11 protein-coding genes and 1 rRNA gene are annotated in these 11,607 nt (G+C 70.8%); 4 read left to right on the top strand and 8 right to left on the bottom strand.

Going from position 1 to position 11,607, the window contains the following annotated elements; all coding sequences use genetic code 11:
• Positions 1-95, top strand: a 5S ribosomal RNA gene (rrf, locus tag ACGFZN_RS13345); the annotation flags it as partial.
• Positions 96-156: 61 nt separating this feature from the next.
• On the opposite strand, the gene ACGFZN_RS13340 is transcribed toward rrf, so the two are convergent.
• On the bottom strand, positions 157-708 hold the full coding sequence (locus ACGFZN_RS13340) for a cysteine hydrolase family protein (RefSeq protein WP_393858561.1): 552 nt from the start codon (positions 706-708) through the stop codon (positions 157-159).
• A 53-nt stretch (positions 709-761) separates the two neighbouring features.
• Here ACGFZN_RS13340 and ACGFZN_RS13335 point away from each other — a divergent pair, with 53 nt between their 5' ends.
• Positions 762-1,328 carry a GNAT family N-acetyltransferase gene (locus ACGFZN_RS13335; protein ID WP_393858560.1) on the top strand — a complete coding sequence of 189 codons (567 nt, stop codon included), beginning with the start codon at positions 762-764 and terminating at the stop codon, positions 1,326-1,328.
• A gap of 30 nt (positions 1,329-1,358) precedes the next feature.
• Here the strand turns inward: ACGFZN_RS13335 and ACGFZN_RS13330 are convergent, their stop codons facing one another.
• The 7 genes from ACGFZN_RS13330 to ACGFZN_RS13300 form a co-directional block, all read right to left on the bottom strand.
• Entirely contained in the window at positions 1,359-2,912 is a 1,554-nt protein-coding gene (locus ACGFZN_RS13330; RefSeq protein ID WP_393858559.1) for a type VI secretion protein, read from the bottom strand.
• A gap of 40 nt (positions 2,913-2,952) precedes the next feature.
• Positions 2,953-4,365 carry an ATP-binding protein gene (locus ACGFZN_RS13325; protein WP_393858558.1) on the bottom strand — a complete coding sequence of 471 codons (1,413 nt, stop codon included), beginning with the start codon at positions 4,363-4,365 and terminating at the stop codon, positions 2,953-2,955.
• Positions 4,366-4,379: 14 nt separating this feature from the next.
• Positions 4,380-5,939 carry an SCO6880 family protein gene (locus ACGFZN_RS13320; RefSeq protein ID WP_393858557.1) on the bottom strand — a complete coding sequence of 520 codons (1,560 nt, stop codon included), beginning with the start codon at positions 5,937-5,939 and terminating at the stop codon, positions 4,380-4,382.
• Complete coding sequence (locus ACGFZN_RS13315; RefSeq protein WP_393858556.1) at positions 5,936-7,288, bottom strand: hypothetical protein; 1,353 nt, start codon at positions 7,286-7,288, stop codon at positions 5,936-5,938. Before ACGFZN_RS13315 ends, ACGFZN_RS13320 begins: the two co-directional genes overlap by 4 nt.
• Positions 7,278-8,108, bottom strand: a complete 831-nt coding sequence (locus ACGFZN_RS13310) for a hypothetical protein (RefSeq protein ID WP_393858555.1) — start codon at positions 8,106-8,108, stop codon at positions 7,278-7,280. The genes ACGFZN_RS13315 and ACGFZN_RS13310 overlap by 11 nt, the downstream gene beginning before the upstream one ends.
• Positions 8,109-8,215: 107 nt before the next feature.
• A complete protein-coding gene (locus ACGFZN_RS13305) occupies positions 8,216-8,524 on the bottom strand; it encodes a hypothetical protein (RefSeq protein ID WP_014673544.1) in 309 nt (102 codons plus the stop codon).
• 595 nt (positions 8,525-9,119) lie between these two features.
• Positions 9,120-9,734: a TetR/AcrR family transcriptional regulator gene (locus ACGFZN_RS13300; RefSeq protein WP_393858554.1), complete on the bottom strand. Its 615-nt coding sequence runs from the start codon at positions 9,732-9,734 to the stop codon at positions 9,120-9,122.
• Positions 9,735-9,787: 53 nt separating this feature from the next.
• Between ACGFZN_RS13300 and ACGFZN_RS13295 the strand changes: the two genes are divergently transcribed.
• Together ACGFZN_RS13295 and ACGFZN_RS13290 are read left to right on the top strand one after the other, a co-directional pair.
• Complete coding sequence (locus tag ACGFZN_RS13295; protein WP_393858553.1) at positions 9,788-10,687, top strand: oxidoreductase; 900 nt, start codon at positions 9,788-9,790, stop codon at positions 10,685-10,687.
• Between the two features lie 117 nt (positions 10,688-10,804).
• Positions 10,805-11,575, top strand: coding sequence for a trypsin-like peptidase domain-containing protein (locus tag ACGFZN_RS13290; RefSeq protein WP_393858552.1), 771 nt, complete (start codon positions 10,805-10,807; stop codon positions 11,573-11,575).
• Positions 11,576-11,607: the final 32 nt, after the last annotated feature.

The following is an 11,607-nucleotide window of genomic DNA, read 5'->3' as shown; positions in this document are numbered from 1 at the left end:
AAACGCCCGGTTACATTCCGAACCCGGAAGCTAAGCCTTACAGCGCCGATGGTACTGCAGGGGGGACCCTGTGGGAGAGTAGGACGCCGCCGAACGATTCTTGGGAAAGGCCCACGCCACACGGCGTGGGCCTTTCTGCGTTTCCAGGACTGTTTCTCAGAAGCTCACCTCCGCTGTCTTCACCGTTCCGCCCCGGCGGCCCGGCGCGTGCTGGTTGCTCCAGTACAGGTTCGTGTGGGCGATGACCTGCTCCGGGGCCGGCGCTCCGTACTCCGTGAGGTCCTCCGTCGTGTGCGCGTCGGCGACCAGTGTCGCGTCGTAGCCCCGCGTCAGAGCGCCGTGCAGGGTCGAGCGGATACAGCAGTCGGTCTGGGCGCCAGCGACGAGGAGATGCCCCACCGCGCGCTCCGCCAGGGCGGTCTCCAGGGCGGTGTCCTCGAAGGAATCCGGGTAGCTCTTGGCGATGAGGGGCTCGGAGTCGAGGCGCTTCAACTCGGGGACGTACGCCCAGCCTTCCGTGCCCGGCACCAGGTGCTCGTCCTGGTGCTGCACCCAGACCACCGGCGTCCCCGCGGCGCGCGCCTGGTCGACGAGGGTGCGGATGTTGGCGATGACGTCGTCGCGGTACGGCGAACTCGGCACCATCACGCCGTTCTGGACGTCGATGACCAGCAGTGCGGTGTGCGGACGTTGGGTCAGTGTTGTCATGGCGGCCACAATATGGGGTGCCGCTGACAACCGCCCGGACTACGGTGGCCCTCATGAGCACCTCGACCAGCGGTGACTACGTCATCCGCGCCATACGACCGGACGACTGGCCCCGGGTGAAGGAACTGCGGCTGGACGCGCTCCGGGACCCGATCGCGCACCTCGCCTTTTTGGAGACGTACGAAGAGGGCGCGGCGCGGGCGGACGCCTTCTGGCAGGACCGGGCGACCGGATCCGGTGAGGGATCCACGACGGCCCGGCAGTTCGTCGCCGAGACGCCCGACGGGAACTGGGCCGGCTCCGTCACCGTGCTCATCGAGGAGCCCGGGACCAAGGACTGGGCCGGGTATCCCGTCGAGTGCCGGCAGGGGCATGTGGTCGGTGTGTACGTCCGGCCCGAACACCGTGGGAACGGGCTGATCAAGGCCCTGCTCGACGCCGGTGTGGAGTGGGCGCGGGAGCGGGGCGCCGAGCGGATGCGGCTGCTGGTGCACCAGGACAACGAACGGGCCCAGGGCGCCTACCGCAAGGCGGGGTTCGTGCCGAGCGGGGTGGCCGTGCCGTTCGTGCGGGACGCGTCGCAGGACGAACTGGAGTTCGTGCTCCGGTGGTCGTCCTGAGCCGGTAACTGCCGTGGACCGGTGGCCGTCCTAGACCGGTAGCTCCTGGTGCGGCCAGCGGGTGCGGGCCTGTTCGCGGGAGCGGAGCAGGGCCAGGGCGGGCAGACCCCGGTCGGCGCCGGAGGCGAGCAGGTCGGGCAGCTGGGGGAGCGGGGCTACGGCCGCGATGTCCTCCAGGACGAGCGTGAGTGGTGGGTCGAGCCGACCGGAGGATGACCGTTCGGCCATGCGCCGGCCGCGCTCGACCACGCTCGAGACGAGGGCCGTCAGCAGCGGCATCGCACCGGGATCGCTCCTGGGGTCCTCGATGGATTCACCGACCACATAAAGCGTGCCCCCTTCGTGCACGAAGGAATCCAAGGCGAGTGCATCAGTTCGGTTTGGGGTGCATGCCTCGCGGATGTTGACCGTGGACAGCGCGGAGAGCGCGCGACTGGTCAGCTCCTGGGCGATGTCGCGGCGTTCGGGGTGGGCGGTGAGCGCGGCCTCGAGTTCGCCGGCGGCCCCGGGGGCGGCTTTGGGGTGGGTGCGCAGGGTGCGTACGGCGTCCTGGATCTGGTTGCCCTGGGACCAGCGGTGCACATGGCGGATGGTGCGGTTCTCCAGGGCGGCGGCGTGGAGGTAGCTGCGCAGGAGGGTGAGCGCGGTGTCGGCGACCGCCTGGTCGATCCTGGCCGTGGGCTGCACCGGGGCGAGCAGGGCGGTGGCCCGGTGCACGGCGGTCTGTTTGTCCTCGCAGCCCGTGGTGGGGGACCAGTGGAGGCGGGCCGGAGTGTCGCAGAGGTGGGCGGGGTCGTAGAGGAGGGTGGGCCCCAGTTTGGCTCTGGCGTCCTTCGTCTCGGACCACAGCGCGGGGTTCGAGGTGACGACCAGGGCGGGGCCTTCCGCGTCGCGCACGGCCTGGGCCGCGGCCGTCAGGCGGGCCTCCCTGGGGGCCACGACGATCTTCTCCCAGCCGCCCACCGCGCCATGCCCCACCGCGTCACCGGCCACCGGACCGGCGGCTACCGGACCGCTCTCCGCCGGCAACTGCGCCAACGGCGTCTGCGGCACCGGTTGCGGCTGGGCCGCCGTGGCCTCGGGCGCCGTGATGGGCCGGGACGGCTGCTCCGGCGCCGGGACGGGTTCGGCCCGCTGCGGTTCCGTACGCGGTAGCGGTACCTCGTGCCGTTGCTCCGGCGCCGCCGGCATCGCCTTGTGGGCGCGTGCCCGCGCCCTGCCCGCCCGCCATCTGGCCACCACGCCCATCACGAAGACGGTGAGGACGAAGAGGATCATCAGCTGGCCGATGAACAGGCCCCAGAACAGGCCCCAGCCGGAGAGCTGGGACGCCGGGGTGTCGGGCCAGGCGCCGGTGAGGTCGTGGGGCTCACCGATCAGGTGGCGCATGGCGAGCGGAGTGCGGGTGAAGGTGACGGCGTGCGGCCAGGCGCCCTTGGAGAAGAGGGCCGCGAGGCCGGTGGCCGTCCACACCAGCACGGTCATGCCGAGGAGGAACGCGAGTATGCCGACCAGGAGGCCGTCGGGGATGCCGCCCTGCCCTTCCCGGCGGTCCTCGCGGCGGTCGCGAGCGTCCGGTCTCACCCGTTCCTCCCCTGCCGTGCCTGAAGTCGCTGCCCTGCCCCTAGGCCACCGTCGACTCGGAGTCGCCCAGATGCTGTTCCACGAAGGCCGCCGCCCGCTGCTCGGCCTCCAGCTCGGCGGCGCGCAGGGCGTCGTCGGCCATGAGGTCGCTGGAGGACTCGGTCATCGCGCGGTCGGTGAAGACCAGCGGGCGTTCCGTCTCCGTGACCAGGTGTTTGACCACCTGGACATTGCCGTTGACGTCCCATACGGCGATGCCGGGCGTCAGTGTCGGGATGATTTCCACGGCCCACCTCGGCAAACCCAGCACCCGGCCGGTGGCCCGCGCCTCGTCCGCCTTCTGGGCGTAGATCGTGCGGGTGGACGCCATCTTGAGGATGGCGGCCGCCTCCTTCGCCGCCGCGCCGTCGACCACGTCGGACAGATGGTGGACGACGGCGACGAACGACAGACCCAGCCGGCGGCCGAACTTCAGCAGGCGCTGGAACAGCTGGGCCACGAACGGGCTGTTGATGATGTGCCAGGCCTCCTCGACCAGGAAGATGCGCTTCTTGCGGTCGGGGCGGATCCAGGTGTGCTCCAGCCACACGCCGACGATCGCCATGAGGATGGGCATGGCGATGGAGTTGCGGTCGATGTGGGAGAGGTCGAAGACGATCAGCGGGGCGTCCAGGTCGATGCCGACGGTCGTGGGGCCGTCGAACATGCCCCGCAGGTCGCCGTCGACCAGCCGGTCCAGGACGAGCGCGACGTCCAGGCCCCAGGCGCGTACGTCGTCTATGGCGACGTTCATCGCCTCGGCCGACTCCGGCTCCGGGTGCCGTAGCTGCTCGACGATGTCGGAGAGGACCGGCTGGCGGTCCAGGATCGACTCGTTGACGTAGGAGTGGGCGACCTTCAGCGCGAAGCCGGCCCGCTCGTCCAGGCCGTGCCCCATCGCGACCTCGATGATCGTCCGGAGCAGCGCGAGCTGGCCGGTCGTGGTGATCGCCGGGTCGAGGGGGTTGAGCCGGATGCCGTGGTTCAGGGCGGCCGTCGGGTCCAGCCGGATCGGCGTTATCCCCAGCTCCTCGGCGATGAGGTTCCACTCGCCGACGCCGTCCTCGCCCTGGGCGTCCAGGACGACGACCTGGCGGTCCCTGAAGCGCAGCTGGCGCAGGACGTAGGTCTTCTCGAGGGCCGACTTGCCGTTGCCGGACTCGCCGAGGACCAGCCAGTGCGGCGCCGGGAGCTGCTGGCCGTACAGCTGGAAGGGGTCGTAGATGTAGCCCTTTCCGGAGTAGACCTCGCGGCCGATGATGACGCCGGAGTCGCCGAGGCCGGGCGCGGCCGTCGGCAGGTAGACCGCCTGGGCCTGGCCGGTGGAGGTGCGCACCGGCAGCCGGGTGGTCTCGACCTTCCCGAAGAGGAAGGAGGTGAAGGCGTCGGTGAGGACGGACAGCGGATCCCGCATCGGCGAATCAGCCCCTACCTTCGGATGCCGGTGGCGAACGGAAGTGTGTTCACGAAGGCGCGGTGGTGCTCTCGGTCGCACCACTCCAGCTTGAGGTACGACTTGCCGGCGGAGGCCCTTATCGTCCGCTTGTCGCGGGCGAGGGCGTCCGGGTTGCGGGAGGAGACGGTGATGTAGCCGACGAGGTTGACGCCCGCCGCGCCGCTGGCGAGGTCCTCGCCCCGCTGGTCGAGGCGGTTGTGGGCGGCGACGTCGCGCGGGTCGACGGTGCGGTTCATCTTGGCGGCGCGGGACGCCTCGGCCTCGTCGTTGGTCTTCTCGGTCAGCATGCGTTCGATGGCCACCTCGGTGGGCTCGAGGTCCATCGTCACGGCGACCGTTCGGATGACGTCCGGGGTGTGGACGAGCAGCGGGGCGAGGAAGTTGACGCCCACCGGGGTCATCGGCCACTCCTTCACCCAGGCCGTGGCGTGGCACCAGGGGGCGCGGGTGCTGGACTCGCGGGTCTTGGCCTGGAGGTAGGTGGGCTCCGTGGCGTCCAGCTCGGCCGGCCAGGCGTTGCGCCTGGTCATGGCCTGGATGTGGTCGATGGGGTGGTCCGGGTCGTACATGGAGTGGATGAGGGAGGCGAGCCGGCTCTGCCCCAGGGGCTGCCGTACCCGGATGTCGGCCTCCTGGAGCCGGGAGCAGATGTCGGTCAGCTCGCGGGCCATGACGACGGCGAGCCCCGCGTCCCGGTCGACCTTGCCGCCGCGGGCGCGGACGGCGCGGGCCATGGCGTTCGCCTCGGCGGCCAGTTCGCGCGTGTAGTGCATGCAGGCGACGAGGTAGGCGCGGTGCTGCTCGCTGCTGGTGGACACCATGGACTGCAGCTGGTCGTACGACTGCTGGAGCCAGCCCGGGGAGCGGGGGTCGCCGCGCTGGGCGACGTCCTTGGCGTGCGCGTCGGGGTCGGCGGGCAGGGTGCGGGCGAGCATCTGCAGGCGGGTGACGAAGCCGTCTCCGTTGGCGACGTGCTTGAGCAGCGTGCCGAAGCGGTCGACGAGGGCTTCCTGGTCCTCGGAGTCGCGCAGGCCGACGCCGGGGCCCTCGATCTCGATGCAGGCGGTGACGGTCTTGCGGTCGGCGTGCAGGAGTACGGCGATCTCGTCGGGCCCGAAGGGGGCGGCGAGCCAGGTGATCCGGCCGATGCCGGGCGGCGGGCCGACCTCGATCTCCCGCCCGTCGAGCCGGGTGCCGGCCTCCATGGCGGCGGACCGGTAGACGGCCTGGCCGCGCTTGACGGTGCGCTTGTAGCTGCGGTTGATCTCGAACCACTTGTAGAAGGTGCGCCGCTTGTACGGCACGTAGACGGCGGCGAGCGCTAGCAGCGGGAACCCCATCAGCAGCACGATGCGCAGGGAGAGCACCGGGACGACGAGCCCGCACATCATGCCGAGGAACGCGCCCGCGATGATCAGCGCGATCTCGCCGGACTCGCGGTTCCGGCCGATGATCGCGTTCGGCCGGGCGCGGCCGATGAGATACGTACGGCGGGGCGTGACCGGATGGGACAGGTGGGACTCGGTCGTCAACGCCCTTCACCTCCCGTGCGGTTGATGTTGCGGGTGTTGCTGGCGTGCGGGGTGTTGGCGGGGCTGGCCGGGCTGGGCGCGCGGGGCGCGGGCGTGGCGGAGGGGACGGCTCCGCCGCCGGTGGGGGTACGGCTGCTGTGGGCGGCGACGCCGCCGGTGGCGGGGTTGGCGGGGCGGGGGGTGCTGCTCTGCCCGCCTGCCGTGCCGTTGCTGTCGGCGCGGGTGCTGTGGGTCTTGATGCCCTGGGCGACGAGGGTGGCCGGCGAGCTGATGACGGCTGCGGCCTTGGACTCGGCGCCCTGCATGATGCGGTTGCTGCGGCCGTTGGCGATCTCGTCGCCGAAGCCGGGGACGAAGCGGTAGATCATCGCGCTGGCGAAGATGGCGAGCAGGATGATGGCGAGGCCGGAGACGACGGCGGAGAAGGCGTCGGGGCCGTTGCCGCTGGACAGCGCCCCGGCGAGCCCGAGGACGATGACGATGACCGGTTTGACGAGGATGACGGCGATCATGATGCCCGCCCAGCGCCGGACGTGCCCCCACAGGTTCTTGTCGACGAGTCCCGCGTAGACGACGGTGCCGAGGAGGGCGCCGACGTACAGGAGCGCGGCCCTGATGACCAGCTCCAGCCAGAGGACGCCGGCGGCGAGGATGCTGACCAGGGAGACGACGATCAGCATGATCGGGCCGCCGCCGATGTCGGTGCCCTTGCCGAGGGCGCCGGAGAAGGTGCCGAAGAACGTGTCGGCCTGGTCGCCGGTGGCCCTGGCGAGGACGTCGGTCACTCCGTCGGTCGCGGACACGACGGTGTAGAGGATCAGCGGGGTGAAGGCGGACGCCAGCACCGTCAGCCACAGGAAGCCGACGGCCTCCGAAATGGCGGTGGTCAACGGCACGCCGCGCACCGCGCGCTTGGCGACGGCGAGGAGCCACAGCAGCAGCGTGAGGATCGTGGACGCGGCGAACACGATGGCGTACTGCTGCAGGAACTTGGGATTGGTGAAGTCGACGTTGGCGGTCTCCTTCACGGCGTGACCGAGCTTGTCGATGGTCCAGGAGGCGGCTTCGGCGCAGCCCTTGGCGAGGGAGGACAGGGGGTCGAGGGCGGAGTCGTCGGGGACGTTGGCACCGCCGGAGCCACTCGATGTGTTGCCTCGCTCGCAGTACTTCTTGGCCTCGCCGGTGATGACGTCGCAGTTGTACTTGCTCTTCGTGGGCGACGGTGACGCGCCGCCGGAAGGGGTGGGAGAGGGTGCGGCGAAGGCACGGGTGGCCAGCAGCACGGCCGTGGTCTGTACGGCGGTCACGGCTCCGGCGAGCTTGAGCACACGTCGCGGGCTACCGGGCATACGTGAACCCTCCGTACTCTTCGATGGCCTTGCTGATCTCGTCGGAGGTGGCGGCCTTGTCGTCGCCCGGAACCGGTGCGGGGCCGTCCTTCTGGCCGTCGGAGGTGATCTTCCAGTCGCCACCGGACCACCGCAGGTCGAACGTCCACGTCTTCCAGGACGAGGTGACGGGGTCGGTCGAGGAACTGCCGGCCATGCCGATGAGCCCGAGGTACCAGACGGCGACCTTGGCGTCGTTGTCCGTGTAGTGCTGCACCGCCGTGCCGACGGGGACCACTCGGGAGACGAACGTGCTGCCGCTCGGGGGGTCGCCCGCCGCGTCGAGGCCCATCTTGGCGAGGAAGTCGGCTGAATAGGCCTGGTCCATCGGGCCCTCGAGTCTGGCCGCCGCTTCCGGTGTGTAGAGGAGCTGCAGAAGCCTGTCGCGGCTGTTCTTCTTGAACATGTCCGTCGAGCCCAGCGCCACCGCGTAGTTGGACGCCGCCGACTGTGCGCCCTGCTCCGTGTGGGCGAATACCGTCGGTACGCCGGCGGACTTGGTGTCCACGGGCCGCGTGCCACTGGGTGCCGTGGGAGCGGACCCCGGCCTGTCCGACTTCGCCGTCGACCCGTCGGATGACGACCCGTCCCCCCTGTTGGCGAAAGCGATCGCTGCGATGAGGAGGACCACCACTCCGACCACGGTGACCAGGGAGCGGGAGGAGGAGCGGTGGGGGGTTCGGCGGGGGGCGCCGCCGTAGGGGTCGGGTTCGGGGAGGCGGGTGCGGGTGTGGCCGGTGTCGTCGTAGTCGGTGTAGGCCTGCTCGTCTCCGGAGGTCATGGCGTGCGCGCTCCCTCACCCTCGTAGGCGTACGACGGTAGCCGTGCTGGTTGCCGCGCGGGCGCGGTCTGGTGACTCGACATCAGGGAGACGCAACCTTCGGGGACTTAGACCGCCATGCCGTACACGATCGTGAACAGGGTGCCGAGGGAGCCGATGATGAAGACCCCGGTCAGGCCGGCGATGATCAGGCCCTTGCCCTGTTCGGCGCTGAAGGTGTCGCGCAGGGCCGTGGCGCCGATGCGCTGTTTGGCCGCGCCCCAGACCGCGATGCCGAGGCAGAGCAGGATGGCCACGGCCATGACCACCTCGATCATCACCTTGGCCTCGTTGCCCAGGCTGCCGAAGGGGCCCCAGTCCGGAGCGATTCCGCCGATGATGGTGTTGATGTCTCCCTTGTCGGCCGCAAAGAGCATGTAAGTCACCGCCCCTGGTGGGTAGTTCCGTCCGCCCCCTGCGGTGTGCAGAGGTCAGGCCTCATTGTCGCCGACAACGCCGCCTGCGTATGTCGACTTGACGTCATTGACTGGCGGGTTTCGTACGAATAGCGCGTTCGGTCACTCTGTGTATCACGGCAGGTCACGCCGGGCAACGAGGTCCGACCGGAACCTGTCGTGTGGTTCCGTCGTTGTCCTCCCTTGCGACCTGGCACGGTTTCTGACGGCCGGTCGGGTGAGGCGTCGGGACGATGTTCTCATGGGGCGGGCGCCGGAACCGGCCAAGCCCCCGGCGCGGCAGGCGGGCAGGAAGACGGGACGCGGCCGGGTGCCGTGGCCCGTCTTCCTTCCGTGCCGCCGAGGGGACCCCACGCCCCCCTCCTCCGGCGGCTCCCCGTGACCCGACGGGGTGGCCGGTCCGGTGCGACCATCACCTTGTTGAGCACACGACAACAAGGGGCTTTCGGGATCCTGACCTCCGCGTTACCCGGGGCGGTGGGCGGATTGCCGGTCGATGACGGTGTGCTGGGGCTGCGCTGGGCGCGGCTTGACCCTGGGGGCCGCCGGGGCGGACTCAGCGGGGCTTGAGGCCGTGCAGCAGCAGGTGGACGTGTGCGTCCAGGCCGCGCAGGGTCTCCTCGGCGTCGAGCGCGCAGGCGGCGATGAGGGCGGCGAGGCCGTGCAGGCTCGCGGCGACGGCCATGGTGATCCGCTCGGGGTCGCCGGCGATGATCTCGCCCTGCTCCTGGGCATCCGCGACCATCCGGGTGAGGGAGCCGAAGGACTCGTCGACGGCGGCGGCGAGCCGGTCGGAGCTGTCGGGGTCGTGCTTGCGCGCGAACATCAGCTCGAGCAGCTCGGGGTGGTCGACGGCGAAGCCCAGGTAGGCGCGGGCCAGGGCCGTCATCCGCCCCTCGAAGGCGAGTCCGGGCTGTGCGGCGGCGGCGCCCAGGGCCCGGTTCAGCCGCTCGTACCCCTCCAGCGCCAGGGCGTCCATGAGGGCCTGCTTGTCCTTGAAGTGCCGGCCGGGGGCCGCGTGGCTCACGCCGGCGTCCCGTGCCAGCTCGCGCAGCGAGAGCGCGCCGACGCCCTTCTCGCGCAGGGTGCGCTCGGCGCTCTTGAGCAGGGCTGCGCGCAGGTCTCCGTGGTGGTAGGGGCGGCTGGCGGGCGACGGGGACATGCCCGCCATCGTAACTTGATGTTGTCATTGACAGCATTGTTGTCGGTGTCTACTTTGAGGGCATGGCTGACAACTGGAACGCGACCCGACTCCCCGACCTGACCGGCCGTACGGCGGTGATCACCGGCGCCAACAGCGGCCTCGGCCTCGCCACCGCCGAGGCGCTGGCCCGCGCCGGGGCACACGTGGTGTTCGCCGTACGGGACCTCGCGCGGGGCGGCGCCGCCGCGGCGAAGGTGAGCGGCAGCACCGAGGTGCGGCGCCTGGACCTGGCCGACCTGGACTCGGTGCGGGAGTTCGCGGACGGCTGGGACCGCCCGCTGGACCTGCTGATCAACAACGCGGGCGTGATGATGCTGCCGGAGCAGCGCACCAAGCAGGGCTTCGAGATGCAGTTCGGCACCAACCACCTGGGGCACTTCGCGCTGACCAACCTGCTGCTGCCGCATGTGCGGGACCGGGTGGTGACGGTGTCCTCCGCCTACCACCGCTACGGCGACAAAGTGATCCACTTCGACGACGTAAACCTGCGCGGCCGCTACACGCCGACCCGCGCCTACTCCCAGTCGAAGCTGGCCAATCTCCTGTTCACCCTGGAGCTCCAGCGCCGCCTCTCCGAGGCCGGCTCCCCGGTGCGCGCCCTGGCCGCCCACCCCGGCTACGCGTCCACCAACCTCCAGAGCCACCACGCCAGCGCCCTGGCCCGGGCCGCCCTCTCCGTCGGGAACAGGGTCTTCGCGCAGAGCGACAGGGCGGGCGCCCTGCCCACGCTCTACGCGGCCACCCAGGACCTGCCCGGCGCGTCCTACGTCGGTCCCTCCGGTCTCGGCGAGATGCGCGGCGCGCCCGCCCTGGTCGGCCGCAGCCCGGCGGCGAGCGACCCGGAGGCGGCCCGGCGCCTGTGGACCCTGTCGGAGGAGCTGACGGGGGTGGAGTGGGGGCTGAAGCCGGCCGGTTCCTGATGTCGGTGGGGTGACGTAACGTAATCGTGGGGCGATCGCAGCGTCAGCGAGTTTCACAGGAAAATCTCAGATAAGTCACGGTCGGATTCTCACGTTCGTGGGGGACAGTGAGCACTGATGAAGCGCACCTCAGGCATCAGGGTCACCTCGCGCCCCACACTGCTCGGCGCGGTGGTGATGCTCGCCCTGACCTCGGCGTCCGTCGCGGCCGCCGATGACGGGCCGGGGCCCTTCGGGGTCACCGTCGACGCCGTCGCCACGCGGCACACGGCGCGGGTCGGCGCGCTGTTCGGCGCGGACCGGGCGGACGACCTGTCCGGCGGTCACTTCTGCACGGCGTCGGTCGTGCACAGCCCGCACGGCAACCTCCTCGTCACCGCGGCGCACTGTGTGAACAGCGCCGACAGCGCCCTGGTGTTCGTGCCGGGCTACCGGGACGGACGGGCGCCGTACGGGGTGTGGAAGGTGACCGGGCGCTATCTGCCCGACGGGTGGGCCAAGGACCAGGACGAGGACAGCGACCTGGCCTTCGCCACCGTGGAGAACCTGGACGGCAGGCGCCTCGAGGACGTCGTGGGCGCCAACCGCTTCACCCCGGGCACGGCCACCGGGGCGACCGCCGTGACCGTCATCGGCTACCCCGACTCCCGCGAGGCGCCCATCAGGTGCACCAACAAGCCGGTCCCGCACAGCCGTACCCAGCAGCGCATCGACTGCCCGTCCTTCGCCGGCGGCACCAGCGGCAGCCCCTGGATCAACGGTGACTCCCAGGTCGTCGGCGTCCTCGGCGGGCACGAGGAGGGCGGCTCGACCGACGACGTGTCGTACAGCGTGGTGCTGGGCACCGAGGCGGCCGAGCTGTACAAGGACGCGATCGGCGATCCCTGAAGCGCAGGCGACGGGACGGCCGCGGGCGCGGC

This window comes from Streptomyces sp. NPDC048192, from assembly GCF_043202415.1.
Lineage (GTDB): Bacteria > Actinomycetota > Actinomycetes > Streptomycetales > Streptomycetaceae > Streptomyces.
The sequence above is the reverse complement of the archived record's forward strand: the minus strand, read 5'-3'. Positions and strand labels throughout refer to the sequence as shown.

Coding starts and splice junctions, on each gene's coding strand:
- ACGFZN_RS13340 (WP_393858561.1), bottom strand. CDS start 708: ATGACAACACTGACCCAACGTCCGCACACCGCACTGCTGGTCATCGAC.
- ACGFZN_RS13335 (WP_393858560.1), top strand. CDS start 762: ATGAGCACCTCGACCAGCGGTGACTACGTCATCCGCGCCATACGACCG.
- ACGFZN_RS13325 (WP_393858558.1), bottom strand. CDS start 4,365: ATGCGGGATCCGCTGTCCGTCCTCACCGACGCCTTCACCTCCTTCCTC.
- ACGFZN_RS13315 (WP_393858556.1), bottom strand. CDS start 7,288: ATGCCCGGTAGCCCGCGACGTGTGCTCAAGCTCGCCGGAGCCGTGACC.
- ACGFZN_RS13310 (WP_393858555.1), bottom strand. CDS start 8,108: ATGACCTCCGGAGACGAGCAGGCCTACACCGACTACGACGACACCGGC.
- ACGFZN_RS13305 (WP_014673544.1), bottom strand. CDS start 8,524: ATGCTCTTTGCGGCCGACAAGGGAGACATCAACACCATCATCGGCGGA.
- ACGFZN_RS13300 (WP_393858554.1), bottom strand. CDS start 9,734: ATGGCGGGCATGTCCCCGTCGCCCGCCAGCCGCCCCTACCACCACGGA.
- ACGFZN_RS13295 (WP_393858553.1), top strand. CDS start 9,788: ATGGCTGACAACTGGAACGCGACCCGACTCCCCGACCTGACCGGCCGT.
- ACGFZN_RS13290 (WP_393858552.1), top strand. CDS start 10,805: ATGAAGCGCACCTCAGGCATCAGGGTCACCTCGCGCCCCACACTGCTC.